This is a genomic window from Pseudonocardia sp. NPDC049635 (genome assembly GCF_040659795.1).
Lineage (GTDB): Bacteria > Actinomycetota > Actinomycetes > Mycobacteriales > Pseudonocardiaceae > Pseudonocardia.
Genome location: NZ_JBFAON010000016.1, coordinates 15685 through 40106, shown reverse-complemented (window position 1 = coordinate 40106; position 24422 = coordinate 15685). Strand labels below are relative to the sequence as shown.

25 protein-coding genes are annotated in these 24422 nt (G+C 73.4%); 9 read left to right on the top strand and 16 right to left on the bottom strand.

Features of this window, described 5'->3' with window-relative positions; genetic code table 11:
• Positions 1–68: 68 nt before the first annotated feature.
• The 3 genes from AB0J24_RS19075 to AB0J24_RS19065 all read left to right on the top strand — a co-directional run bounded on the left by AB0J24_RS19075 (position 69) and on the right by AB0J24_RS19065 (position 1485).
• On the top strand, positions 69–503 hold the full coding sequence (locus AB0J24_RS19075; protein ID WP_358683077.1) for a M67 family metallopeptidase: 435 nt from the start codon (positions 69–71) through the stop codon (positions 501–503).
• 273 nt (positions 504–776) lie between these two features.
• Positions 777–1115: a DUF202 domain-containing protein gene (locus tag AB0J24_RS19070; RefSeq protein WP_358683075.1), complete on the top strand. Its 339-nt coding sequence runs from the start codon at positions 777–779 to the stop codon at positions 1113–1115.
• Positions 1116–1170: 55 nt separating this feature from the next.
• Positions 1171–1485 (top strand): DUF202 domain-containing protein, encoded by a 315-nt coding sequence (locus tag AB0J24_RS19065; RefSeq protein ID WP_358683073.1) that lies wholly within the window; start codon positions 1171–1173, stop codon positions 1483–1485.
• A 107-nt stretch (positions 1486–1592) separates the two neighbouring features.
• On the opposite strand, the gene AB0J24_RS19060 is transcribed toward AB0J24_RS19065, so the two are convergent.
• The 3 genes from AB0J24_RS19060 to AB0J24_RS19050 are packed head-to-tail and all read right to left on the bottom strand — an operon-like array spanning position 1593 to position 4323.
• On the bottom strand, positions 1593–2384 hold the full coding sequence (locus tag AB0J24_RS19060; protein ID WP_358683071.1) for an ABC transporter ATP-binding protein: 792 nt from the start codon (positions 2382–2384) through the stop codon (positions 1593–1595).
• Positions 2381–3472, bottom strand: a complete 1092-nt coding sequence (locus AB0J24_RS19055; RefSeq protein ID WP_358683069.1) for an iron ABC transporter permease — start codon at positions 3470–3472, stop codon at positions 2381–2383. Before AB0J24_RS19055 ends, AB0J24_RS19060 begins: the two co-directional genes overlap by 4 nt.
• Positions 3469–4323, bottom strand: a complete 855-nt coding sequence (locus tag AB0J24_RS19050) for an ABC transporter substrate-binding protein (RefSeq protein ID WP_358683068.1) — start codon at positions 4321–4323, stop codon at positions 3469–3471. The genes AB0J24_RS19055 and AB0J24_RS19050 overlap by 4 nt, the downstream gene beginning before the upstream one ends.
• Before the next feature lie 369 nt (positions 4324–4692).
• Here AB0J24_RS19050 and AB0J24_RS19045 point away from each other — a divergent pair, with 369 nt between their 5' ends.
• The 4 genes from AB0J24_RS19045 to AB0J24_RS19030 all read left to right on the top strand — a co-directional run bounded on the left by AB0J24_RS19045 (position 4693) and on the right by AB0J24_RS19030 (position 10191).
• Positions 4693–6063, top strand: coding sequence for an MFS transporter (locus AB0J24_RS19045; RefSeq protein ID WP_358683066.1), 1371 nt, complete (start codon positions 4693–4695; stop codon positions 6061–6063).
• Positions 6063–7904 (top strand): asparagine synthase (glutamine-hydrolyzing), encoded by a 1842-nt coding sequence (gene asnB, locus AB0J24_RS19040; protein WP_358683064.1) that lies wholly within the window; start codon positions 6063–6065, stop codon positions 7902–7904. The genes AB0J24_RS19045 and asnB overlap by 1 nt, the downstream gene beginning before the upstream one ends.
• A 15-nt stretch (positions 7905–7919) precedes the next feature.
• Positions 7920–9164 (top strand): cytochrome P450, encoded by a 1245-nt coding sequence (locus AB0J24_RS19035; RefSeq protein ID WP_358683062.1) that lies wholly within the window; start codon positions 7920–7922, stop codon positions 9162–9164.
• An 82-nt stretch (positions 9165–9246) separates the two neighbouring features.
• Positions 9247–10191 carry an isocyanide synthase family protein gene (locus AB0J24_RS19030; protein ID WP_358683060.1) on the top strand — a complete coding sequence of 315 codons (945 nt, stop codon included), beginning with the start codon at positions 9247–9249 and terminating at the stop codon, positions 10189–10191.
• On the opposite strand, the gene AB0J24_RS19025 is transcribed toward AB0J24_RS19030, so the two are convergent.
• The 8 genes from AB0J24_RS19025 to mbhE form a co-directional block, all read right to left on the bottom strand.
• Positions 10192–12228 (bottom strand): cation-translocating P-type ATPase, encoded by a 2037-nt coding sequence (locus AB0J24_RS19025; RefSeq protein WP_358683058.1) that lies wholly within the window; start codon positions 12226–12228, stop codon positions 10192–10194.
• On the bottom strand, positions 12221–12655 hold the full coding sequence (locus tag AB0J24_RS19020; RefSeq protein WP_358683056.1) for a metalloregulator ArsR/SmtB family transcription factor: 435 nt from the start codon (positions 12653–12655) through the stop codon (positions 12221–12223). Before AB0J24_RS19020 ends, AB0J24_RS19025 begins: the two co-directional genes overlap by 8 nt.
• Positions 12656–12752: 97 nt before the next feature.
• On the bottom strand, positions 12753–13112 hold the full coding sequence (locus tag AB0J24_RS19015; RefSeq protein ID WP_358683054.1) for a monovalent cation/H(+) antiporter subunit G: 360 nt from the start codon (positions 13110–13112) through the stop codon (positions 12753–12755).
• Positions 13109–13366, bottom strand: a complete 258-nt coding sequence (locus AB0J24_RS19010) for a monovalent cation/H+ antiporter complex subunit F (RefSeq protein ID WP_358683052.1) — start codon at positions 13364–13366, stop codon at positions 13109–13111. The genes AB0J24_RS19015 and AB0J24_RS19010 overlap by 4 nt, the downstream gene beginning before the upstream one ends.
• Positions 13363–13722 (bottom strand): Na+/H+ antiporter subunit E, encoded by a 360-nt coding sequence (locus AB0J24_RS19005; RefSeq protein WP_358683050.1) that lies wholly within the window; start codon positions 13720–13722, stop codon positions 13363–13365. Before AB0J24_RS19005 ends, AB0J24_RS19010 begins: the two co-directional genes overlap by 4 nt.
• Positions 13719–15227, bottom strand: a complete 1509-nt coding sequence (locus tag AB0J24_RS19000) for a monovalent cation/H+ antiporter subunit D family protein (RefSeq protein ID WP_358683048.1) — start codon at positions 15225–15227, stop codon at positions 13719–13721. The genes AB0J24_RS19005 and AB0J24_RS19000 overlap by 4 nt, the downstream gene beginning before the upstream one ends.
• The gene (locus tag AB0J24_RS18995) at positions 15224–15562 is read right to left on the bottom strand and encodes a cation:proton antiporter subunit C (protein ID WP_358683046.1); all 339 of its coding nucleotides are present in this window, start codon (positions 15560–15562) and stop codon (positions 15224–15226) included. The genes AB0J24_RS19000 and AB0J24_RS18995 overlap by 4 nt, the downstream gene beginning before the upstream one ends.
• The gene (gene mbhE / locus AB0J24_RS18990; protein ID WP_358683044.1) at positions 15559–18348 is read right to left on the bottom strand and encodes a hydrogen gas-evolving membrane-bound hydrogenase subunit E; all 2790 of its coding nucleotides are present in this window, start codon (positions 18346–18348) and stop codon (positions 15559–15561) included. Before mbhE ends, AB0J24_RS18995 begins: the two co-directional genes overlap by 4 nt.
• A 443-nt stretch (positions 18349–18791) precedes the next feature.
• Here mbhE and AB0J24_RS18985 point away from each other — a divergent pair, with 443 nt between their 5' ends.
• Positions 18792–19205: a CBS domain-containing protein gene (locus AB0J24_RS18985; protein WP_358683042.1), complete on the top strand. Its 414-nt coding sequence runs from the start codon at positions 18792–18794 to the stop codon at positions 19203–19205.
• A 53-nt stretch (positions 19206–19258) separates the two neighbouring features.
• Here the strand turns inward: AB0J24_RS18985 and AB0J24_RS18980 are convergent, their stop codons facing one another.
• From AB0J24_RS18980 to AB0J24_RS18965, 4 genes are all read right to left on the bottom strand, one after another.
• The gene (locus AB0J24_RS18980; protein WP_358683040.1) at positions 19259–20038 is read right to left on the bottom strand and encodes a FadR/GntR family transcriptional regulator; all 780 of its coding nucleotides are present in this window, start codon (positions 20036–20038) and stop codon (positions 19259–19261) included.
• A gap of 77 nt (positions 20039–20115) precedes the next feature.
• On the bottom strand, positions 20116–21780 hold the full coding sequence (locus AB0J24_RS18975) for an NAD(P)/FAD-dependent oxidoreductase (protein WP_358683038.1): 1665 nt from the start codon (positions 21778–21780) through the stop codon (positions 20116–20118).
• 37 nt (positions 21781–21817) lie between these two features.
• Positions 21818–22705 carry an SDR family NAD(P)-dependent oxidoreductase gene (locus tag AB0J24_RS18970; RefSeq protein WP_358683036.1) on the bottom strand — a complete coding sequence of 296 codons (888 nt, stop codon included), beginning with the start codon at positions 22703–22705 and terminating at the stop codon, positions 21818–21820.
• A gap of 38 nt (positions 22706–22743) precedes the next feature.
• Entirely contained in the window at positions 22744–23418 is a 675-nt protein-coding gene (locus AB0J24_RS18965; RefSeq protein ID WP_358683034.1) for a TetR/AcrR family transcriptional regulator, read from the bottom strand.
• A gap of 103 nt (positions 23419–23521) precedes the next feature.
• Here AB0J24_RS18965 and AB0J24_RS18960 point away from each other — a divergent pair, with 103 nt between their 5' ends.
• A complete protein-coding gene (locus tag AB0J24_RS18960; RefSeq protein ID WP_358683032.1) occupies positions 23522–23932 on the top strand; it encodes a hypothetical protein in 411 nt (136 codons plus the stop codon).
• Between the two features lie 48 nt (positions 23933–23980).
• On the opposite strand, the gene AB0J24_RS18955 is transcribed toward AB0J24_RS18960, so the two are convergent.
• Entirely contained in the window at positions 23981–24370 is a 390-nt protein-coding gene (locus AB0J24_RS18955) for an anti-sigma factor antagonist (protein ID WP_358683030.1), read from the bottom strand.
• Positions 24371–24422: the final 52 nt, after the last annotated feature.

The window sequence follows — 24422 nt, the reverse complement described above, 5'->3', positions numbered from 1 at the left end:
ATTATCCGCCACGGAACACCTCCCACCAAGCGGGCCGGTCGTCGCGCCGCCCGTCCTACGAACCCGGAGTGAACTACACCATGTTCGTCATCGGGCCGGACCTGGCCGAGGACATGATCGAGCACTGCCGTGCGGACCACCCGATCGAGGCGTGTGGCTACCTGGTCGGGCCGGCCGGGAGCGGGCGGCCCGAGCGGCTGGTCCGGATGACCAACGCCGCGGCCGCGACCGACTGGTTCGCCTTCGATTCCCGCGAGCTGCTGGGGCTGTACCGCGAGATGGAGCGGCTCGGCGAGGAACCCGTGGCGATCTACCACTCGCACACCGCGTCCGCGGCCTACCCGTCGCGCTCGGACCGGGAGGCCGCCGGCGAACCCGATGCCCACTACGTCATCGTCGGCACGGGTGGCCCGCAGGTCGATGTGCGGGCCTACCGCATCGTCGGCGGGGAGGTCTCCGAGGAACCGGTGCGGATCACACCCCCCTCCACCCCGGTGCCGTGACCCGGTGGGTCCGCCGTTCCGGGGTTCGTCGGCGAGTGGCCGAGACATCGACGACCGGGGGGAGTGCCGTGCTGGTCGCCCGCCGCGACGGTGCGGCCGACCGGCCGGCCGGGTCGGCGGCCGAACACCGTCGTCAGTGTCGGTGTCGTGAGCTCGACAGGGCACGGATCACGTTGACGAAATCTCACGGTACGGGAAGTGTGGAACGTGTCCGGACATCTTGGAGGTCGGCCGATGCGTGCTCCGTCGCGGGACCGTCGCTTCCCTGCTGCCGTGTTCACGCACGGCCAGGAGCCCGATCCCCGCTTCAGCCTGGCCAACGAACGAACGTTCCTCGCCTGGATCCGCACGGCACTCGCCCTGATGGCGGGCGGTGTGGCGTTGGAGGCCCTGGCCGGGGGCATGCATCCCGGCCTGCGGTTGACCGCTGCACTCGTCCTGGTCTCGACCGGGCTGCTGGTCACCGTCCAGGCGTGGTCCGGCTGGGCGCGGACCGAGCTGGCCCTGCGTCGGGCCGATCCCCTGCCCGCGCCACTGATGGCGGTGCCGCTCGTCGTCGGCTGCGTCGCGGCCGGTGTCCTCGTCCTGCTGGCGGTGATCCTCCGTGCCTGACGGGTTGCCGCCACGCCCGTCCGACGGACACCCGCTGACGCGCCCCGGTGGCGCCGTGGCCGATCCCGGTCTGCAGCTGGAAAGAACCGCGCTCGCGTGGCGGCGCACCGGCCTCGCCGTCCTGGTCGGTGGGGTCGTCGGTGCCCGGTTGCTGCTGCCCGAGGTCGGGCCGGCCGCCTGGGGGCTCGGGTTCTTCGCCACCACGATGGGGATGGTCGTCGTGTTCGCGGCAGGACCGCGGCTGCGGCGCGCCGAACGCGTCGTGCGCGGTGTCCCGGCCGCCACCGGGCCCGGGGGCGGGCTCGTCGCCGCGCTGGCCGCGACCTGCGCGCTCGCCGGCGGGGTCGCCCTCGCGGTCGTGCTCGGCTGAGCAGGCCCCACCTGGAACGAGAACGCGCACGCCGGTGATCGACCGCCGACGGTGTGCACGTTCGGGTCGGCAGCTACACCACCCCTCGGGTGCCGGAGCGGGTGCGGTCACGAGGCGGCCCGGCCGGCGTCCAGCTCGCGCAGCAGCACCCGCGGTGTCCCGGTCACCGGGTCGGCGACGATCGACCCGTCGACCCGGAAGTGGGCCTCGAGCAGATGCGGGGTGAACACCTCTGCGGGCGGGCCCACAGCCACGATGCGACCTGCGGACAGCACGGCGACCAGGTCGGCGTACTGCGCGGCGAGATCGAGGGAGTGCAGCGCGGCGACGACGGTGACCCGGAGATTCCGGGCCAGGCGCAATATCCCGAGCTGGTGGCGGGGGTCGAGGTGGTTGGTGGGTTCGTCGAGCACCAGCACCCGCGGTTGCTGGGCCAGCGCCCGGGCCAGCAGCACCCGCTGCCGTTCCCCGCCGGAGAGCTGCGACAGCGGGCGGTCGGCGAACGCGGTGCAACCGGTGCGGTCGAGGGCGTCGGTGACGACGGCGGTATCGGCGGGGCCGGGCCGGCCGAGGGTCCCCAGGTGCGGGGACCGGCCGAGCATCACGGCCTCCCACGCGGTGAAGTCGTACCCGCCGGCGTCGTCCTGAGTGAGTACCCCGACCGCGCGAGCGTTGTCGCGGTGCGGCATCGCGAGCAGGTCGTCGGCGCCGAGCAGCAGGTCGCCGCGCAGCGGTTTGAGCACCCGGTAGAGGGTCTTGAGCAGGGTGGACTTGCCCGATCCGTTCGGACCGACGAGGGCGAGCACGGCGCCGTCGGGGACGGTCAGTGTGGCGTCGTGCACGACCGGATCCCCGCCGTGACCGACGCTGACCCCGTCGACGACGAGCTGGGCATTCACACCCCCACCGTCCCGGTCGCGCTGCGGCGCAGCACGTAGAGGAAGAACGGCACGCCGATCGCGGCGGTGAGGATGCCGATCGGGAGCTCGGTGGGGGCGAGCACGAGCCGGGCGGCGGTGTCGGACCAGACGACGACCAGTGCGCCGAGCAGCACGCACACCGGCAGGGTGCGGCGGTGGTCGGCGCCGAACAGCAGCCGGGCCAGGTTGGGGACGACGAGGCCGACGAATCCGATGCTGCCCGATACGGCGACCACGGCCCCGGTCAGCAGGCCGGTGAGCACGAACAGCACCGCCCGCAGGCGGGTGGGGGCGGTCCCCAGCGCCGACGCCGCGTCCTCGCCGAGGACCAGGAGGTTGACCCGGTTGGCCTGCCACCACAGCGGAACCAGGAGCACCCCGACGATCGCCCCGGACAGGGCGAGCAGGTCCCAGCGGGCACCGGCGAGGCTGCCGAGCATCCAGAACAGGACCTGCTGCTGGGCGTCGGTGTTGCGGGTGCGCAGCAACAGGAACGAGGTGAGGCCGCCGAGCAGCTGACCGACCGCGACCCCGGCGAGCACCAACCGGGTCGCGTGCAGCCGACCGCGGACCCGGGACAGGACGAACACGCCCAGCCCGGTGAGCAGCGCACCGGCGAAGGCCGCGGCGGGCAGCGTGAACAACCCGGCCGTCGCGGTGCCGACCGTGGTGATGACCAGGACCGCACCGACCGAGGCCCCGGAGGACAGCCCGAGGACGTAGGGGTCCCCGATCGGGTTGCGGACCATGGCCTGCACCAGCAACCCGGCGACGGCCAGCCCCGCCCCGACGACGACGCCGAGCAGCACCCGGGGTGTCCGCAGCTCCCAGACGATGAAGTCCTCGGCCGGGTCGATCCCGGATGCCCCTCCGGTCAGGTGGGCGGTCACGGCGTCGAGCACGCGGGCCGGCGGGATCGACACGGGTCCGAGTCCGATCGAGACGACGGCCGACGCCAGCAGGGCGAGCAGCAACCCGGTCGTTACCACCGCGGGGGGAACCCGGCCGAGCAGGCCTCCCCTCGCGGCGGCCGGTGTCGCCCGCGCCGTCTCGTCGTGCGTGGTCATCCGGTGCCGTGGATGCCCTGCGCGATCGTGGCGACGGCCTGCCCGTTGAGCACGCTGGGGGACAGAGTGATCGACTGCGGGACGGTGACCAGCCGGTTCTCCCGCACCGCGGTCGTCGAGGCGAGGGCGGGGCTGGAACGGACGGCCCGGGTCAGCTCGGCGTCGCTCTGCGGTGAGAACCCGGTGATCACCACGAGGGCCTGCGGGTCGAGCGCGGCCACCTGCTCGGCGGACAGACTCGCGAAGTCGCTGTCCTGGTCGGCCGCGATGTTCTCCCCTCCGGCGAGGGTGATGATGCCGTTGGCAAGACCGGCGCCACCCTGGGTCATCAGCGGCTGCCCGGTCTGTGGTGCCGAGGACAGCGCGAGGACCCGGACCGGAGCCGTGCCGGGGGGCGGGACCGCTGCGGTGACCTGGGCCTTGATCCGCTCGATCAGCTCGGTGCCCTGCGCCTGCACGCCGAACACGGTCGCGACCTGTTCGACGAATTCGTAGGTGTCATCGATGTTCTGCATCGGTGACGGCGCGTCGTCGCAGGCCACCAGGCTGGCCGCACCTGCTTGCTGCAGGCGCTCGACGGAGGGCGTGCCGTCGAACCCGCCGAAGCTGTAGCTGGAGATCCCGACGACGAGGTCGGGTGTCGCTGCGACGACCGACTCGGCGTTGCCCTGACCCGGGTCGAGCACCGGGATCGAGTCGAGCTCGGCCCGCTCGGCGCCGGTGAAGGCCGTGAAGAAGTCCGGAGCTGCGGTGCCGACGATCCGATCGCGTTGGCCGAGGGCGGTCAGGATCGCGGCTGCACCGCCGTCCATCGTGACCACGCGCTGCGGCGGGGCCGCAAGGCGGGGCACCGGAGGACAGCTCGGCGCGGCCGGGTGGCCGGCCGCGCCCGCGGACGAACCGCCCATGTCCGTGCCTTCGTGCCCCGCACGGTCGGAAGCGCCAGGACCGCCACCGCACCCGGCCAGCAGCACGGCCGTGGCCACGGCGGCACACGCCGTTGTGATCGCTCGTCGGTGTCGTCGCACCCGTACACGTCCTTCGTGCCGTATCGGTCAGAACACCTGAGCGGTCGGAGTTCGCGTCCGTCTGGTTCCCCCGTTCGTAGCACTGTGGCGTGACATGGGTCGCTCCGATCGGCCGTGGCGCCGGGAACTCGGCTGCACGCCGTCACGACATGTCACGTAGTGGTGCTGAGGCGCGAAGCTCGGGGGCTCGGAATGGTCGAGGGCGGAACGGCGCGACCGGCCGGGCAGATCCGCGACGACCGGGCTGCGGTGGCGCTCGCGGGACTGCTGTCGTTCGTGGCGATGTTCGACATGAACGTCGTCACCGTGGCGCTGCCGAGGATCGCGGACGGGTTCGTCGCCGACCCGCGGTCGGTCCAGTGGGTCGTGCTCGCCTACGCCGTCCCGGCCGTAGCCCTGCTGTTGCCAGCGGGGCGGTGGCTGGACCGCGTCACACTCCGGCCCGCCCTGTTCGCCGCCGTCGGTGTCTTCGCGGTGGCCAACATCGCGGCGGTGGTGGCGCCGTCGTTGCCGGTGCTGGTCGGTCTGCGCGCCGTGCAGGGTGCGGCCGGTGCGGTACTCATGGTCCTGATGCCGGTGCTCGCGACGGCGGCGGTCGCCCCGCACCGCCGGGGCCGGGCGATGGCGGTGCCCGCGACGGCCGGGCCGATCGGCGGGGTGCTCGGTCCCGCGTCGGGCGGGCCACTGATCGAGCTGGTCGGTTGGCGCGTCGCGTTCGTGCCGGCGGTACTGGTGTCGCTGGTCGCGATCGGGTTGGTCCACCGGTCCCGGATCGTCGCCGGGGCGTTCGCCGGACCGGGCCGGGCAAGCCTGGTCGACGCCGCTCTGCTGATCACCGGGCTCGGCCTGGTGTGCTCCGTCGCGACCGGTTTCCTCGCCGGGCCGGTGGCCGTGACCGCTGCGGTCGCGTTCGCGGCCACCGCGCTCGCGGCCTGGGCGGTACGCCCCGGGGCCCGGTCCGTCGCCGCGGCACTGCGGCCCGGTGGCATCGCGCCCACCGTGGCGGTGGCGCTGCTGGCCGGCGCGTTCGCAGTCGCCGGTTACCTGGTCGCGGTCGGGTTGCAGGCCGGTGGGAGCGGCCCGGCCGCCGCTGGGCTGACGGTGCTGGCCTTCCCGCTCGGCATGGTCGTGGCCGGGCCGGTCGCGGGTCGTCTCGCCGATCGCTTCTCGCCGCGTGCGGTCGCCGTCGCGGGCGTGGCCCTCGCCGCGGTGGGTTTCGCACTGCTCGCCGCGCTTCCCGAGGCGGGCGCCTGGGTCCCGGCCGACGTCGCCTGGCGGGTGGCGCTGGCCGGGCTTGGTACCGGGCTCTACGGCGGCCCCACCCAGGTACTCGTGCTCGCCGGCGCCGCGCGGGACCGGATGGCCACGGCCGGTGCCGGGGTGCAGTGCGCCCGTGCGCTCGGTTTCGCGGTCGGCCCGGCCGGCGCGGCACTGGCCTGGAACGCCGAGGGCACGGTGCTCGCCACTCGCCCCGCCCTGATCGTCGCGGCCCTCGCGGCCGTCGCCGCCGCGCTGGTGCTGATCCTGTACCGCGCCCGTCCCACCACCGAGGAGAACCCCTGATGTGTGGCATCGCCGGCCTGGTCGAGTCCGCTCCCGTCGCCGACCCGACGGGACTGCGGGTGATCGCCGAGGCCATGATCGCGACCCAGATCCCCCGTGGACCGGACGCGGGCGGGGTGTGGCACGACGAGCGGGCCGCCCTCGGGCACCGGCGCCTCGCCGTGATCGACATCGAAGGCGGGGCCCAGCCGATGCTCGTCGGCAGTGCGGGCACCCGCACCGTGCTGTCCTACTCCGGTGAGGTCTACAACCACCACGAGCTCCGCTGCGAGCTCCGGTCACGCGGCCACCGCTTCGACACCCGCAGCGACACCGAGGTCGTGCTCGCCGCCTTCCGGGAGTGGGGGATCGCCGCGCTCGACCGGTTCGAGGGCATGTTCGGTCTCGCCGTCTGGGATCAGCCCACCGGGCGGCTCGTGCTGGGCCGCGACCGGCTCGGCGTGAAGCCGCTGTACTGGGCACGGACCCCCACCGGCGGTGTCGCGTTCGGCTCCGAGCCGAAGGCCCTGTTCGCTCACCCCGGCATCGACCCGGTCGCCGACGTCGAGAGCCTGCGCGAGGGTTACTCGCTGCTGTTCTCGACCTGGCCCGGGGTGTACGCGGGCATCCACGAGGTGGAGCCGGGGGGTTGGCTGGTCGCCGACGCCGACGGCGTACGCACCGGCCGCTACTGGGAGCTGGAGCTGCGCGGACACGTCGACTCCCCCGAGGCCACGGCCGAGCGGGTCGCGATGCTCGTCGAACGGGCGGCTCGGTCGCGGCTCGAGGCCGACGTCGAGATCTGCAGCCTGCTCTCGGGCGGCTTGGACTCCTCGGTGGTGACCGCGTTCGCCGCCGCGGAGCTGCGGGACCGCCGTGGGCCGGAAGCGGTACTGCGCTCCTACGCCGTCGACTACGCCGACCAGGCCCGCGAGTTCACCGGTGATGTGCTGCGCACCGGGCACGACACGCCCTACGCGGCTGAGGCCGGGACGCACATCGGTACCGACCACGCGGTGACGGTGCTCGACCCGGCGGCGCTGCTCGACCTGGAGCACCGGCGCGCCGTCGTCGCGGCCCGGGACTCGCCGATCGGGGTCGGGGACATGGACACCTCGCTGTACCTGTTGTTCGGCCGGATCCGCGAGCACTCCACGGTCGCGCTGTCCGGTGAGGCCGCCGACGAGGTGTTCGGCGGGTACCCTTGGTTCCACACCGAGCGTGCCCGCACGGCGACGACGTTCCCGTGGCTGCTGGTCACCGGTGACGCCGCCGCCGTCCCGCTGCACCCCGACCTGGCCGCGGCGATGCGGATCGGCGAGTACCGGGCCGACACCTGCTCCGGCGCGCTCGCCGCCGTCCCGCACCACGACGACGAGACCCCCGAGCAGCACCGCTCCCGCGAGCTGCAGCACCTCTCGCTCACCCGATGGTTACGTCAGCTGCTGCATCGCAAGGACCGGTTGTCGATGGCGCACGGACTGGAGGTGCGGGTGCCCTACTGCGACCACCGGTTGGTCGAGTACGCCTTCTCGGTCCCGTGGACCGAGCAGACGCGTGACGGCCGGGAGAAGTCCCTGCTACGCGCGGCGGGGGCGAAACATCTGCCGGGAGCGGTGCTGTGGCGGGCCAAGAACCACTACCCGGCCACTCACGACCCTGGTTACAACGCCGGGCTGCAGCAGCTCGCCCGCACCTGCCTGGACGCCGACCGGGTCACCGACATCGTGGACCGCACCCGGATCGACCCGCTGCTCGACGCCCCCGCCGGGGGTCTCGACTGGGGGATGCGGCTGCGCCTCGAGCGCGCCGTCGACCTCGCCCTGTGGCTGGATCACGCCCGTCCCGAGCTGCGGATCTGAGAGGACACCACACCTGTGACGACCCACCACGAGACCGAGCCGGTGCCGCTGTTCGGCCCGGACTACAAGCGCGACCCGTACCCGCTCTACGACGAGCTGCGCGAGCGCTGCCCGATCCACCGGGTCGCGTTCCCCAGCGGTGTGCACGCCTGGCTGGTCACCGGTTACGACGCCGCCCACGCCACCCTCAACGACCGACGCCTTGGCAAGAACCATCGTCTGGGCAACGACGACTGGCGTGCGCTCGCGTCGATCATGCCCGAGCCGCAGCACTCCCAGCTGCAGGTTCACCTGCTCCACCAGGACCCGCCCATCCACACCGTGATGCGTCGGCTGGTCACCGAGTCGTTCACCCCGCGCGCCGCCGAAGAACTGCGTCCGCGGTTGCAGGAGATCGCAGATCGGCTGGTCGCCGACCTGGTGTCCGCCGAAGGGCCGGTCGACCTGGTCGCGGGTTTCGCCGCGCACTTCCCGTTCGCGTCGCTCGCCCTGGCGATCGGGCTGCCCGACGAGCTGACGGCAGGGTTCCGGCGGGAGTGGGGTGGCGTCGTCGCCCCGGTCGGCCCCACCGACCCGCGTCGCGCCCGCTACGAGGGACTGCTCCACGGGCTGCAGGACTACATCGCCCGCGTCGTCGACGGCGTCCGCGGCCTGCCCGGCGACGGCCTGCTGACCCGCCTCGTGGCGGCCCGCGACTCCGGCGACCTCACGACCGAGCAACTCGACTCCATGGTGTTCCAGCTGCTGGTCGCCGGCCAGGAGCCGGTGGCCAACCAGATCACCACCGCTCTCGTCGCGCTGCTGCACCGCCCCGACGAACTGGACCGGCTCGCCGCCGACCCGGTGCTGCTCCCGCGCGCGGTGGAGGAGCTGCTGCGCTACGACAGCGCGTTCGAACTCACCACCTGGCGGTTCCTCGCCGAGAGCGACGAGCTGCACGGCCGCGAGGTCCCGGCCGGTGACTCGGTGATCGTGTCGCTGTGCGCGGCCAACCACGACCCCCGCCGCTTCGAGCGTGCCGACGAGCTGGTGCTCGATCGCGAGCCCAATCCGCACCTCGCGTTCGGGCACGGCATCCACTTCTGTCCCGGTGCCGCGCTGGCCCGTGTCGAGCTGCAGGTGGCACTCGGCACGCTGCTGACCCGGTTGCCCGGTATGCGGTTCGGCACCGATCCCACCGCGCTCGACTGGACCCCGGCCGTGCTGGGCCGTGGTGTCCGTGCCCTGCCGGTGACCCACGGAGCATCGCGCCCCGACTGACCCGACGGAAACCCACCGCACCGCCACCGCCTGCGAGGGCCCGCCGATCGGAGGATCGTTGATCACCTGTGCTCCGGACCCGGTGACCGACCGGACCCGTACCGACGCCCTCGTCGAGGACATCCTCGGCATCCTGCTGCACCACCGGCGCGCCCCACGTGACGAACCCACACCCGAGACGACGGCGTTCGCCCCGCAGCGCGCCCAGATCCGGGCCGCGGTCGCGACCGGGACGCCGCTGCGTCTGGTGCTGCCGGCGTTCCCGTGCAAGTCGCCGAACCCGGCCAAGGTGCTCAGCCGCCTGCCCGATGCCGGGGAGCGGTTGTCCCTGCACCACCTGGACCGGATCCGCGCCGAGATCGCCGCCGTGCACGAACCCGGGGCCAGGGTGCTCGTCTGCTCCGACGGGCACGTCTTCGCCGATCTGATCGGGGTGCCCGACCGGCACGTCGACGACTACGGCACGGCCCTGCGCGAGCTGGCCGCGTCCGAGCGGTTGCCGGGGTTCGAGTTCTTCGACCTCTCCCACGCCTGGCCCGGGCGGAGCCACGACGAGCGTCGCGCACTGCTCGACCAGGTCTGGGCGCCGTCGGTGGAACAACTCCGCAGACGGTGCCGGTCGGACCCCGCGGAGCGGGCCCTGTACCTGGGGATCGTGCGCTTCCTGGTCGAGGACGCCGCTGACCACGGTGAGAGCCGGGCTGCTCTGCAGCGCCGCTCCCGCGAGCGGGCCTACCGGGTGGTGGCCCGCAGCAACGCGTGGAGCGCGTTGGTCGCCGACCGGTTCCCCGTCGGGGTCCGGCTCTCCATCCATCCGCATCCGGCCGGGGCGACGAAGCTCGGTGTGCGACTGGTGCGGGCCGACGACGTGTGGACCACCCCGTGGCACTCGTGCGCCGTACGGGGACGGGACGGAGTGTGGTCGTTGCAGCGAGCGGACGGTGCACGGCAGCTGGGAAGCGTGGTCCGGCGGGCGGGCCGGCCGGACCACGTCGCGGTGCAGGTCGGCGGCGGGCCGAGGTCGTGATCAACGATTCGGTGGATCGAGGGTCGGGGCCGGGGAGCAGTCCGATTCCTGCGATTCGGCCACGGCGGTGACTCGAGCGCGCCGTCCGCCGGGCACCGGTGCGGGACCTGTCCCGGGGAGCGGCCGGGCCCGGGCCGCCCGGACGGCGTTGAGGATGACCAGCACCTCGGCTGCTTCGTGGATGACGACGACGGTGGCCAGACCGAGCATGCCGAGACCGGCGAGCGGGACGAGCGTGCCGATGATCAGCAACGAGAAGCCGACGTTCTGCACCATGATCGTCCGTGCCCGGCGGGCGTGCGCGAGGTTCTGGGGCAGGTGCCGGAGGTCCTCGCCCATCAGGGCGACATCGGCGGTCTCGATGGCGACGTCGGTACCCATCGCCCCCATCGCGATGCCGACGTCGGCGGTCGCGAGAGCGGGGGCGTCGTTGACTCCGTCGCCGACCATGGCGACGCGGCGGCCGGCGGCGATCTCGCTCAACAGCGCGGCCTTGTCCTCCGGCCGCAGCTCGGCGTGGACGGCGTCGATACCGGCCTGCCGGGCGAGGGTGTGGGCGGTGCGCCGGTTGTCACCGGTGAGCATGGCGACCTCGATGCCGAGGTCACGGATCCGGCGGACGGCCTCGGGTGCCTCGGGGCGGAGTTCGTCGCGGACCGCGACAGCGCCCAGCAGCGTCGTGTCCTGTTCGACCATGACCACGGTGCAGCCCTCACCCTGCAGGCGCGTCACGTCGTCGGCGAGCGGGCCCGGATCGACCCAGCCGGGCTTGCCGAGCCGCAGGGCCTCGCCGTTGCGGGTGCCGGTGAGGCCGTGGCCGGCGACGGCGGTGACGTTCTCGGCCGGGACCACCACGACCGATCGTGCGGGGTCGGCGACGGCGTCGAGGACGGCGCGGGCGAGCGGATGCTCACTGCGGGCCTCCAGGGCGGCCGCGACCGCCAGGACCTCGCGTCGGTCGTGCCCGGCGGTGGCCAGCACGGCGACGACCTCGGGCTCGTTGCGGGTGAGGGTGCCGGTCTTGTCGAGTGCGATCACCCGGACACGGCCGAGTTCCTCGAGCGCGGCACCTCCCTTGACCAGGGCACCGTGCCGGCTCGACGCCCCGATCGCGGCGACCACGGTCAGCGGCACCGAGATCGCGAGCGCACACGGGGAGGCGGCGACGAGGACGACCAGCGCCCGTTCGATCCACACCGCGGGCTCGCCCAGCAGCGACCCGAGCGTGGCGACGAGCGCGGCGAGCACCATGATGCCCGGTACCAGGGGGCGGGCGACCCGGTCGGCGAGGCGCTGACCGGCTCCCTTGCGGTCCTGGGCCCGTTCGACGATGCGGACGATCCGGGCCAGCGAGCTGTCCGACGCCGGCGCGGTGACCTCGACCTCGACCGCACCACCGCCGTTGATCGTGCCCGCGTGCAGGACGTCGCCGGGGCCGGCCTCGACCGGGACCGACTCCCCGGTGATCGCGGAGGTGTCCAGGCTGGTCCGGCCGGCGCGGACGACACCGTCGGTCGCGGCGCGCTCGCCCGGACGCAGGACGAGGAGGTCGCCGACCACGAGGTCGTCGGGCGGGACGGTGACCTCGCGGCCGTCGCGCACGACGGTGGCGGTCGGGGGCACCAGCCCGAGCAGCGCCCGCAGCCCGCGGCGGGTCCGGACGACCGCGTGCTGTTCCAGACCCTCGGCGATCGAGAAGAGGATCCCGAGCAGTGCCGCCTCGGTGATCTGCCCGAGCGCGACCGCGCCGACCGCGGCGATGGTCATCAGGGTCCCGACGCCGACGCGGCCGTGGCGCAGGTTGCGCAGGGCGGCGGGGGCGAAGGTCGACGCCGCCACAGCGACCGCGGCGAGCTCGATCCCCCCGGTCAGGAGCGCCGGTGCGCCGGTCAGGGCACCGATCAGCGTGGCGCTCGCGAGCAGCGACGCCGCGACGGCGGCGAGTTGCAGCTCCCGGACCCGCCAGATGCGGACGGGCGCCTCATCGGCCCCCGGGGGCGCCGTCGTCACCCCGGGGGCGCAACAGGCGTCAGACACGGTCGGCTCCGCCGGCGGTGTGGGTCGTGCCGGCTCCGCCGACGGTGTCGGACGTGCCGCCTCCGCCGGCGGGCACCTCCGCGTCGAGGTCCAGCAGCGCCCCCAGCACCGTCGCTCCCCGCTCGGAGAGCCGGTACATGACCATCCGCCCGTCCTTGCGGGAGGTCACGACGCCCGCGCTCCGTAGCTGGCGCAGGTGGTGGGACACCAACGCCTGCGGGGCCGCCACCACCCACGCGGTGTCGCAGACGCACAGCTCGTCCCCGATCAGGAGCGCCATCGCGATCCGCAGCCGCGTCGGGTCGCCGAGCCCGCGCCCGACGGCGGCCGCCGGTTCGAGACCGGCCGGGCCCGGAAGCCTCGAACGGATCAGCTCTGCGCGGGGCAGGTCCAGGCACAGCAGTTCACAGCGGTCGTCGACGGACACACCAATAATCTAATGCATGTTTGTGTGTCTGAGAACGGCTCGGAGCGGGTCCGCGGCCACCGGGGCCGGGACGGTGAGGTCGCCGCACGGGCGTCGATCAGGGATCGCCGTCCGGGCCGCGCGCGTCCCGGATCTCCGTACCGGTCGTGTCGGGGCGGAAGCGGTGCCCGGTGAGCATCGCCGAGCGGGCGACCATGATCCCGCCGACCGCGGAGGTGACGATCTGCAGGGCGACCGCCAGCAGCGCCTTGACGATGTCGGCGACACCCGGCATGAGCAGCACCGAACCGATGATCACCAGGCTGATCCCGACGCCGGTGGCGGTCGCGACCGACGAGGCCCGCATGTAGACGTCGCCGAAGCGGAGCAGCCCGAGCGCGGCCAGCAGCAGGGTGAGCCCGCCGGCGACGGCGAGCACCTGGCCGACGACGGCGAGGACAGTGCTGATGGTGCTCACCGTGCCCCCCCGGTGAGGGCCCGGGCGAAGGAGACGGCGGCCAGGAACGCGACCATGGTCGCCACCAGCACCAGGTCGAACGTCGAGGTGCTGCCCGAGCGGACGCCGCCGAGCGCGATCAACCCGACCACGGTGACGGTGAGCAGTTCGGCGCCGATGATCCGGGAACCGCGGTCCGGGCCACGCACGATCCGCACCACGGCGAGCAGCGCCGCCAGGCCGCAGCAGGCGAACGCGATGTCGATGCCGATCACGTCGACACCTCCTTCCTCGGCGGACCGAACGCCCGGAGCATCCGGGCCTCCATGTCACGCAGCTCGGCCAGCGCGGTCTCCGGGTCGTCGTGGTACATCGAGTGGACGAGCAGCTCGTGGTGCCCGTCGACGACGCCGAGGGTCAGGGTGCCGGGGGTCAGGGTGATCAGCGCGCCCATGACCGCGGCCCGGGCGTCGGTCTGCGAGGCCAGCGGCAGCCGGATCACCCGCGGGGTCGCGGACGAGCCCGGGGTGAGGACATCCACCAGCACGTCCCGGCAACAGAACAGGACCTGACCGGCGAACCACAGGCCGAACACGAACAGCTGCGGCAGCCGGGCGAAGGATCGGATCATCGGAGTACCGCCTCCACGTATCCGCCGGTGTCGAGCAGACCCGCCGCCGCGGTGGCGGACAACCCGTAGAGCAGCTCGGCGCCGAGCCCGAGGCCGAGCGTGACCGCGGCCAGCACGAGCGAGGGCAGGGTGAGCCGGATCCCCACGGCGGGCACCGCGGGGGCCGCGACAGCGACCCCACCACCGGCCGGTCCGCCGTCCTCCTCGGGACTGCGTACCAGCGCGTTCCAGATCTTGATCATCGAGAGCAGGGTGAGCAGGCTGACCACGATCGCCACGACGGCGGCCGCGACCTGGCCGGCGTCGAGGGCGGCCAGGATCAGGGTCAGCTTCGCGACGAAGCCGGAGAACGGCGGGATGCCTGCGAGGGACAGCGCGGCCACGCCGAACGCGGCGACCAGCAGCGGATCGCGCCGGGCGACGCCGCGGATCCCGCCCAGTTCACCGGTCCCGTGCCGTTCCTCGACCGCGCCGGTGGAGAGGAACAACGACGCTTTGACGATCATGTGGTGGAGCAGGTAGAAGATGCCGGCCGCCAGCCCGAGCGGGGTGAACAGGGCGACGCCGAGCAGGATGTAACCGATCTGGCTGACCATGTGGAAGGCCAGGATCGAACGCATCGTGTTCTCGCCGACCGCTCCGAGGACGCCGACGAGCATCGTCGCGGAGAACAGCAGCACCCCGATCCACAGCCAGCGGGCCTCGCCGTCGAACACGACGGCGTAGATGCGGTAGATCGCGTAGATCGCGACCTTGGTGTGCAGTCCGGAGAACAGCGCCGTCACCGCCGGCGAGGTCGACGGGTAGGCGCGGGCCAGCCAACCGTGCACGGGCACGACGGCGGCCTTCATCGACAGGGCGGCCAGGCAGATGCCCACCGCGGCCGCGACGGTCCCGGACTCCTGCGCGGCGCCGGCGAGCTCGCCGAGGTTGACCGTGCCCGCGCTGCCGTAGACGAGCGCGACGCCGGCCAGGAACACGGTCGAGACGAACAGGTTGAACGCGACGTAGAGCCGGGTGCCGTTGACCGCGCGCATCGTCCCCTGCCGGCGGCGGGCCAGCACCAGCAGCCCGTAGGAGGGAAGGAGCATGACCTCGATGAAGACGAACAGGTTGAACAGGTCCGCGGTCAGCAGCGCACCGTTCACCCCGCCGACCAGCGCGAGGACCAGGGGCGGGAACAGTCGCGCCGCCCCGGGACCGGTCATCAGCCCGAACGCCGCGCAGACCAGCGCGAGCAGCCCGGTCACGGTGAGCATCAGCGCCGCCAGGGCGTCCGCGGCGAACGGGATCGCGATCCCGGCCGGCCAGGCCCCGACCGGCTCGGCGAGCACCTCGCCGCCCGAGGTGGCGACCACGAGCGCGATCCCGGCCAGCAGGTTCGCACCGAGCAGGACGAGCAGGACGACGCGGGCCCACAGGGCCCCGGCCCGGGCCGGAGCGGTCAGCCCGGCGGCACCCAGCGGCAGCCCGACGAGGAGGGGGAGCAGGACGGCGGCGGTCATCGGCGGGGCTCCGGGTGCTCGGCCGGGCGGTCGCGGTCCGCGGTGTCGTCCCCGGCCCGGCCGGTGACGGCCAGCACCAGCATGACGATCGTGATCGCGAAGGCGATCACGATCGCGGTGAGCACGAACGCCTGCGGCAACGGGTCGGCGGCCGCGGCCGGGTCGGTGCCGTCGAGCGGTTCACCGCGACGCTGGGTCCCGCCGGCGGCGAACAGCAGCAGGTTGACGGCATGGCCGAGCAACAGGAAGCCGAGCACGGCACGCAGGTAGCTGCGGTCGAGCATCAGGTAGGCGGCCCCTGCGACGAGGATGCCGATCGTGAGGGCGAGGATCATCGCGCCACCTCCTCGGATGCACGGTCCTCGTCGGACCCGTCGGACAGGGGCTCGGCGCCTTCCGCCTGCGGTGCGCCCAGCAGGTTCAGCCCGGCGACCACCACCCCGAGCACGGCCAGGTACACACCGACGTCGAACACCAGCGCGGTGGAGAGATGCACGCCGAGCAGATCGGCGTGCAGCGGGCGCAGGAAGGAGCCGTCGGCGAGCCCGAGCAGTCCGGTCGCCGCCGCGACCACCGCGCCCATGCCGGCGACGAGGAGGAACGGCAACCGGACCCGGCCCGCCCCGTCGGACGGCGCGGCGAGGTAGGCCAGCACCAGCGCGGAGGCTCCGACGAGTGCACCGATGAACCCGCCGCCGGGAGCGTTGTGCCCGCGCAGCAGGACGTACACCGAGGCGAGCAGCAGGAACGGGACGAGCACCTTCGCCGCGGTGCGCAGGAAGACGGCGTTCGCCCGGGGATCGCTCACCGGGGCGGCCGGGTCGTCGAGCACCCGCAGCGGCTGCGGACGGCGCGCGTCGAGCAGCGCGGTCATCACCAGGGCGGCCAGCGCGAGCACCACGAGCTCACCGAAGGTGTCGAGCGCCCGGAAGTCGACGAGGATCGTGTTGACGACATTCGATCCACCGGTCCGCTCCTCCGCCTCCGCCAGGAACCAGGTCGACGCCGCGGACGGGCCCCGCCACCCGGTCATCGCCAGTGCCGCCGTGGTCGCGGCGGCACCGGCGCCGACGGCGAGTGCCCCGCGCACGACGGTGCGGCGGCCGCCACCACCACGGCTGCGCGGGAACCCACGCGGAAGGCGCCGCAGGATCAGCACGATCACGGCCACCGTCAGCACCTCGACCAGGAGTTGGGTGAGGGCGACGTCGGCCGCGCCGAGACCGTAGAACCAGAGCGCCACCGCGAATCCGACCACCCCGGCCGCCAGGACCGCCGCGAGCCGCTCCCGCGCCGCCAGGACGGCACCGACCCCGGTCGCGGCGAGCAGGAGCAGGAGCAGGTCCGACGCACGGGAGGTACCGGCCGCGGCCGCGACGTCACCGGCCCGCAGCGCGACGGCCGCGGTGCCGCCCACCCCGATCAGCAGGATCGGGACGAGCAGGTGCCGGGCCGGGGAGTCGCCCGCGGTGGGCCGGCCGGTGGCGCGGCCGAGGTCGATGACCCCCGCGCGCAGGCGTTCCACGGCACCGACCCCGGTGAACGGCCACAGCGGACGGTCGAGCAGCCGGTCGACCCGCCCCCGCGCGGCCACCAGAGCGGCCCCGGCGGCGATGGCCGCCACCGAGACCGCCAGCGCCGGGTTGATCCCGTGCCACGCGTAGAAGCCGTCGATCCCGGTGGCCGGGACCGACAGGGAGGCCGCGGCCGACCCGGCGAGCAGCCGGTCCAGCACCGGGGCCGCCGGCCCGAGGGCGGCCCCGGCGACCGCGGTGACGGTGATGGTGCCGGCCATCACCCGGGTCCCGGCGGCAGGCCGCAGCTCGCCGGGCGCTCCGAACATGACGGGCACGACCATCCGGGCGCTGTAGGCCACGGTCAGCACCGCCGCCACCCCGAGCCCGGCGGCGGCGAGCACGGCCGGCCCGCCGGAGGCGGTCAGCGCGGCGTCGAGCACGTACTCCTTGGAGACGAAACCCAGGGTGATCGGGATCCCGGCCATGCTGAGTGCCGCGAGGACGATCATCGTCGCGGCCCACGGCATCGCACGGAACAGGCCACGTATCTCACGCAGGTCCCGGGTGCCCGCCCGGCGCTCGAGCAGGCCGACCGTCATGAACCCGGCCGACTTGAACAGCGCGTGCGCCACGACGTGGGCGCTCGCCGCGAGCAGCGCGCCCGGGGTGCCGACCCCGATCACCGCCACCAGCAGGCCGAGCTGGCTCACCGTGGAGTAGGCGAGCAGCTCCTTGAGGTCGTGGCGCTGCAGCGCGAACACCCCGCCGATCAGTGCCGTGACGACGCCGACCGTGACCAGCAGCCACGGCCACACCGGTGCGGCCGAGGCGGCTCCGGAGAACCGCATCAGCAGGTAGATGCCGGCCTTCACCATGGCCGCGGCGTGCAGGTAGGCGCTCACCGGCGCCGGGGCGACCATCGCGTCCGGGAGCCACGAATGGAACGGGAACTGCGCCGCCTTCGTCATCGCGGCCACCGCGACGAGCACGGCGACCACGCCGGCGAACACCGGGTCGGTGCCCCACGCCGGGTCGGCCAGCGCGACCGACAGCTGTGTCGTGCCGGTCCGCACGACGATCGTGCACACTGCGGCGAGCAGGGCGAGCCCGCCGGAGACCGTGATCAGCAGCGTCCGGGCGGCCGGCTCCCGTCCCTTCGGGCCCACCCGCAGGATCAGCAGGTACGAGCAGAGCGTCGTGATCTCCCAGGCGACGAACAGCAGGACCAGGTCGTCGGCCAGCACCAGGGTGAGCATCGCCGCGGCGAACGCCGTCATCAGTGCGTAGAAGCCACCGGAGCGCCGCTCGGTCAGGTACGACGTCGAGTAGGCCAGGATCACGGCGCCGACGCCCAGCACCAGCAGCGCGAAGAGCGCGGCGAGACCGTCCATCCGCAGCCGGACCATCACGTCCAGGGCCGGGATCCACGGAAGGACCTCGGTCACCGGCTCCGGGGAGGAGGCGGGCCCGGCGGCGACCACGACGGTGAGCACGCCCAGCCCGGCGGCACCGGCCCAGCCGGCCAGGGGGCCGAGCCGCCCGGCGAGCACCGGCACCAGCAGCACCAACGCCCACGCTGTGACGAGCACGGGGAACAACGACACGAATCCTCTTCCCGGGAAGTCGGGCGCGTGGCGGGCCGGACCGGCCGTTCGGTCCCGCACCCCGTCACGGGTACGGGCACGGAGCCGGGCCCGACGAGCATGCCACGCGCGTCCGGTCGCTCCAGGCAGGTCGCCGAGCGGTGCGCGAGAGGCTCAGGCGTCCGGTGCGACGCCGGCGAGCATCGGACCCCACGACGTCGGATGCCCGTTGGTCCCCGGGTGCGGGACGAGCCACGCCATGGCGCGCAGCACGCATGCGGTGCTCATGGGCGGCGAGTCTAGACGGACATCCTCCCGGCAGGGCCGGACCACCGGTGCCGCCCGGCCGGCCCGGCCCGGCCAGCAACCGCGTCGCGGCACGGGTGTGAGGGCCTGTGGTGCGGGTAGGCGCCGGGGAGCGGCCGGACGGACCGGCCGCGGACCCGAAACGGAGGGTGATCACCATGACGACCGCACGCGAGATCATGACCCCCGGTGCGGAGTGCGTGCAGACGACCGACACCGCAGGCGACGCCGCCCGCACGATGACCCGGCTCGGTGTCGGAGCACTGCCGATCTGCGGACCGGACAACAAGATCAAGGGTGTGGTGACCGACCGCGACCTGGTCGTCAAGGTCTTCGGCCAGAACCGGGACGCAGGCTTCGTCGCCGGTGACCTGAACCAGGGCGAGGCGGTGACCATCGGTGCCGACGACTCGGCCGAGGAGATCCTCGCGACCATGACCACGCACCGGGTACGCCGGCTCCCGGTGATCGACGGGGACCGGCTGGTCGGGATGGTGGCACTGGCCGATGTGGCCCGCGCACTGCCGAACCCGCAGGTCGGCGAGCTCGTCGAAGCCCTCTCCGCGGAGTAGGCCGACTCGGCGGAGCGGGCCGGGTCCCGGCGAGTGCGGGCCGGCCCGCCGGTTCAACGACCGTCGGCGGGACCCAGCGCGTCGAGGTCGCGGCGCGCCCGCTCGCTCATCCGGGCCAGCGCCGCGCGGCCCGCCCGCGGGTCGCGCTCGCGGACCGACGCGACCATGTCGTGATGGTCGGCGTGTGACCGGACGAGATCGCCGCGCAGGGCGATCTCGGTCTCCAGCCGGTTCGCCATCAGCCGACGCATCGGGCTGCGGATGGCGAGCATGTTCCGGAGCAGGATGCGGTTGTGTGCCGCCTCGGCGAGCACGATGTGGAACTCGCCGTCGGCGGCGAGGAAGCGCGGGACATCGGTCCCGGCCGCCGCCATCGTCTCGAGCAGCTCGTCGAGCCGGGTGAGCTGGGCGTCGGTGCGGCGCCGTGCGGCGAGGTCGACGATCGCGGACTCGATGGCCTCCCGGGCCTCGACGAGCTCGACGTACTCGGCGACGTCGGAGGCACCGAGGGACCACGGGACGAACCGGTCGTCGTGCTCGACCTCCAGCACGACGGTGCCGACGCCCTGCCGCGTCTCCACCCAGCCCCGGGCCTGCAGGGTGCGGACGGCTTCGCGGACGGTGAGCATCGAGGTGCCGGTGTCGGCGGCGAACTCCCGCAGCGAGGGCAGCATCGCCCCGGCGGGCCAGACCCCCGTCACGATCTTCCTGGTCATCTGCTCGACGAGTTCGTCGACCACGCTGACCCGGCGGACGCCGGTGAGTCTCTCGTCCCGCTTGGGCGGGCCCGGCCGGCGGGGCCGGCCTGCGGTGGTGCCTGCGGACGAGGACATGGGCGAAACTGTAGGGCAGCCGGATCCGTTATCACAGGCAGCTTGAGAACTCGGCGCGGAGCTCGGCCCCGGTCGCATCAGTCGGGCAGCGCCAGCGGGGCGAGCTCGGCGAACCGGTCACCGGGGCCCGGGTTGCCGGCGTCGCAGGCCCCATCGAGGTGGTGCACGATCCCCCAGACCGCGTTGAGTGCGGTCTGCACGGCGCCCTCGGCCCAGGCCGGCGTCCAGGACACGTCGTCGCCCGCCAGGAAGATCCCGCGCTCGGCCGGGGGCAGGTCGTCCTGCATGAAGTGGCAGTACATCCGCCGGTTGTAGCGGTAGTGGCCGGGCAGCGCACCCTTGAACGCGCCGAGACTGTGCGGATCGGACTCCCAGGTGACGGTGATCGGGTCACCGATGACGTGTCCGGCGATGTCGACGCCCGGGTAGACCTCCCGCAGTGCCCGCAGCGCCAGCTCGACCCGCTTCTCCACCGGGTAGGGCAGCATCTTCAGCGAGTCGCTCATCCACGAGTACGACAGGCAGATCACGCCGGGCCGATCGGGGCCGTTGTCGAACAGGTAGGTGCTGCGGGTGAGCCGGTCGGTCAGCGTCATGCTCATGACGTCCCGCCCGGTCATCGGGTCGGTGTCGCGCCAGAAGGGCCGGTCGACCATCACGAACGTCTTCGTCGACTGCATGTAGCGGGTCCGGTCGATCGCCATCCACAGCTCCTGGCTGAACAGCGACTCGTCGGTCTCGATCTGGGTGGAGAGCAGCCAGCCCTGACAGGTCGTGAGAACGGCGGGGAAGTCCCGCACGCCGCCGTAGACGTCGGTGACCCGGATCGCGTCGGGTGCGACCCGGTGGATCCGCGCCACCCCCGGCCGGGTCCCGCCGCCGTGCAGCAACGACAGGCTGGTCCCGGCGGGCCAGTGGGCGAGCCCGTCCGGGGCACGCCGCCACAGGCCCTGCGGGACCTGTTCGACCCCGCCGACGACGAGCAGCTGGTCCTCGTCGCAGGCGGTCGTCACCACCCGGAGGATCTCCAGCATCGAGTTGGGGAAGTCCGAGTCCCAGCCGCCGGTGCCGAAACCGACCTGCCCGAACGCCTCCCGGTGCGCGAAGCTCAGCTCGGCGAACGGCGTGGAGGTCGCCACGAAGTCGTAGAACGTGCGGTCGTCCCACTGCGGCACCAGCTCGTCCCACAGCCGCTTGAGGGTGCCCGTGTCGCGCGCCCGGATGGCCTCCTGGATCGCGGTGAACCCGGCGCGCTGCTCCAGCGCGGCGGCCCAGGCGTCCGCGACCTCCGTGAAGAACGGCGGCAGGTCGGCCAGTTCGGTGGCGTAGTACGTGCGCCCGTGCAGGTCGATCACGGTGCTGCCGGACGCAGGCGTCAGCGGGTTCGGGAACGGTTCGGTGTGCAGGCCGAGCAGGTCGACGTAGTGGTGGAAGGCGGTCGACGAGCGGGGGAACCGCATGCCACCCAGCTCGGCGACGATCCCGTCGGCTCCCTCGAACGGCTGCGACCGCAACCGCCCGCCCAGGTGCGAGGATTCGTAGACCACCGGGCGCAGGCCGAGCCGCATCAGCTCGTAGGCGGCCACCAGGCCGGCGATCCCGGCGCCGACGACGGCGACCTCGGCGCCGAGCCGGTCGGCGGGGACCCGGCCGAGCCCGGCCGGATGGGAGATCCACTCGTCGAACGGGAACGGGAAGTCCGGCCCGAAGGCGGTGACCGGACGCTGCGGGTCGGGACTCATCGGGGGGCGGCTCCTGGTGGTCGGGGCCCGGCCGACCCTACTTCCGCGCGGCGGGGTCACCGGTGTGCCGCGATCCGCCGCCGCGCTGGGGCCGACCCCGGCGGGACTGCACCACCCCGGTGACGATCCGCTGGTAGGCGGTCGGCAGCAGCCGCACCATCGAGTCGATGGCCCACGCGTCCGGCCCGATCAGGATCCGGCGCCGGTCGCGCAGCACCCCGTCCAGGATGGTCCTGGCCGCACGGTCCGGAGTGGTCAGGAACAGCGCCTCGAACTCCTTCGACGCGTCCTGGGTCGACTTCCCGGTGGCCTCGGCGACGCTGGTGTCCATCCGGGCGGCGCGCGCGATGTTGGTCTTGATCCCGCCCGGGTGCACGCAGGTCGCGGAGACCCGGGAGCCGGTCAGCTCCAGGTCCTGGCGCAGCGACTCGGTGAACCCGCGCACCGCGTACTTGCTGGCGTTGTAACCGCTCATGAGTGGCTGGGCGGCGATGCCGAACACGCTGGACAGGTTCACCACGTGCCCGTCGCCGGACTCCTCCAGGTGCGGCAGGAACGCCTTGGTGCCGTACACCACGCCCCAGAAGTTGATGTCCATGATCCAGCGGTAGTCGTCGAGGGAGAGCCCCGGAACGGTCCCGGACAGCGCGACGCCCGCGTTGTTGACCAGCAGGTCGACCACCCCGTGCTCGGCGACGACGGCATCCGCCCAGCCGTACACGGCGTGCTCGTCGGCGACGTCGAGCTCGGTCGTCGTCACCCGGACCTGGGGTCCGGCGAGTGCGGCGGTCTCGGACAGCCCGGCGGCGTCGCGGTCGGCGAGCGCGAGATGGCAGCCCAGTCCGGACAGGCGCAGGGCGAGCGCGCGACCGATCCCGGAGCCCGCCCCGGTGATCGCCGCGGTGCGGCCGGTGAAGGTCTTCATGCCGGGGGCCTCTCCGTCGGGGTGGTGGCGGGGAGAGACTAATCTGATGACGGCTGATTCCCCATTGCCGGGTGAGCGGCGTCATCCGGTCGCATGATCGCTGTCGCACCGCCGACCAGGAAACGGGCCAGCGCCTCGGCCACCCGCACCCGGGGCGGGGTGAACCCGCGCGCCGTCCAGGTCATGACGACGTGGCTGATCCCGCCGATCAGTGCGTCGGTGGTGAGGCCGTCGTCGGCGGCGGCGAGCGGTGCCCCGGCGTGTTCGGCGGCGAGCGTCGCGAGCAGCCTGCCGAACTCCGACTTCGTCCGCAGCGAGGTCCGTTCGACCCGCTCGCTGACCCCGAGCACCTCGAACCAGACGACCCGGGCCAGGCGTGGGTCGTCCTCGACGACGGCCAGGAACGCGTCCAGCCCGGTCCGGGCGAGGGCGAGCGGATCGGTCGAGGGGTGTGCGATCAGCGCCGCGGGCACGGCGGCGCGCAACCGGTCCACGCACTCGCCGTGCACCGCGAGCAGCAGGTCCTCGGTGCCCTCGAAGCAGTCGTAGAAGTAGCGGTCGGCGACCCGGGCCTCCCGGCAGATCCGGCGCACCGTCGCGGCCCGGTACCCCTCGGTGCCGAGCACCTCCAGGCCCGCGTCCAGCAACCGGCGTCGCCGGTGCTCGGCGCGGTCGGAGGCCGACTCGCCGGCGTAGGTGCGGCCCGTACTCACCCGGCCATTTCAGCATGGTGCTTGCGATGTCACCCAGTTGCCGCGTAACGCCCCCGCCAGGTGACTTCGATGGGCAGAGCAACAGCGAGTGATGGACAGGTGGATGGACGACAGCGGGCCGTACGAGCGCTACTACGCCGACCGGGAGGCCGCGGGGGAGCGGACCGTCCTGTGGCCGTGGGTGCTGCTCGCCGTCGTCGTCCCGTTGCTGGTGATCCAGTCGTTCGTGGTCCCCGGGGAGTCGGCCGAGGCCACCGCGACCCAGGCGTACGCCGTGCCCGCACCGGTGGCGGCCGTGACGGCGGGCGACGGCGAGTTCCCGGTCGGTGTCACGCTGGCCCCGGGGGACTACGACACCCCGGGGCCCGGGCCGGGCGCGGCGTGCGAGCACGTCCGGCTCGGGACGGACGGTGTGGAGGTCGCCCGGGCCGTGCTGAGAGGGCCCGGGGCGCTCCGGCTGATCGCCGGTGAGACGGTCACCTTCTCCGGTGGCTGTGTCTGGTCGAGGACGTGATCGCCCGGCCGTTGCGGCGGGGCGCGGTGGACGGATGTCCCCGTCTGCTCAGCCGGGGTCGTCGACGAGCGCGCTGTTGAGGTCCGGGTACCAGGGGATGATCCGGTCGAGACCGGTCATCCGGACCGGACGCTGCACCGCGCGGTTGCCCGGGCCGGTGACCCCGGACAACGGCACCCCGAGATCCTCGGCGGCTCGCGAGGAACCGACGACCGCGGTCAGTCCGTGCGACCCGAAGAACCCGACCCCCGACAGGTCGAGCACGGCCCGTGTCGGGGCCGTGCGGTGCAGGAGATCCACCATCCGGAGCTGGATCGCCTCGGCCTCCGCCCGGTCGATCTCGCCGGTCACCTCCAGCACCGTGATCCCCGGACGCGGGACGTGGTCACGCAGCCGCACCTTCGACGACGACGGCGGTTCGGCGGCCGGGCCGGTCACCGGCGCCGCGGCCCGGACGCCGGCGCTCGCCGGGCCCGCCGTGCAGAACCTG

Coding starts and splice junctions, on each gene's coding strand:
- AB0J24_RS19005 (WP_358683050.1), bottom strand. CDS start 13,722: ATGATCCGATCCTTCGCCCGGCTGCCGCAGCTGTTCGTGTTCGGCCTG.
- AB0J24_RS18960 (WP_358683032.1), top strand. CDS start 23,522: ATGGACGACAGCGGGCCGTACGAGCGCTACTACGCCGACCGGGAGGCC.
- asnB (WP_358683064.1), top strand. CDS start 6,063: ATGTGTGGCATCGCCGGCCTGGTCGAGTCCGCTCCCGTCGCCGACCCG.
- AB0J24_RS19000 (WP_358683048.1), bottom strand. CDS start 15,227: ATGACCGCCGCCGTCCTGCTCCCCCTCCTCGTCGGGCTGCCGCTGGGT.
- AB0J24_RS19055 (WP_358683069.1), bottom strand. CDS start 3,472: ATGACCACGCACGACGAGACGGCGCGGGCGACACCGGCCGCCGCGAGG.
- AB0J24_RS18995 (WP_358683046.1), bottom strand. CDS start 15,562: ATGATCCTCGCCCTCACGATCGGCATCCTCGTCGCAGGGGCCGCCTAC.
- AB0J24_RS19045 (WP_358683066.1), top strand. CDS start 4,693: ATGGTCGAGGGCGGAACGGCGCGACCGGCCGGGCAGATCCGCGACGAC.
- AB0J24_RS18970 (WP_358683036.1), bottom strand. CDS start 22,705: ATGAAGACCTTCACCGGCCGCACCGCGGCGATCACCGGGGCGGGCTCC.
- AB0J24_RS18985 (WP_358683042.1), top strand. CDS start 18,792: ATGACGACCGCACGCGAGATCATGACCCCCGGTGCGGAGTGCGTGCAG.
- AB0J24_RS18980 (WP_358683040.1), bottom strand. CDS start 20,038: ATGTCCTCGTCCGCAGGCACCACCGCAGGCCGGCCCCGCCGGCCGGGC.
- AB0J24_RS18975 (WP_358683038.1), bottom strand. CDS start 21,780: ATGAGTCCCGACCCGCAGCGTCCGGTCACCGCCTTCGGGCCGGACTTC.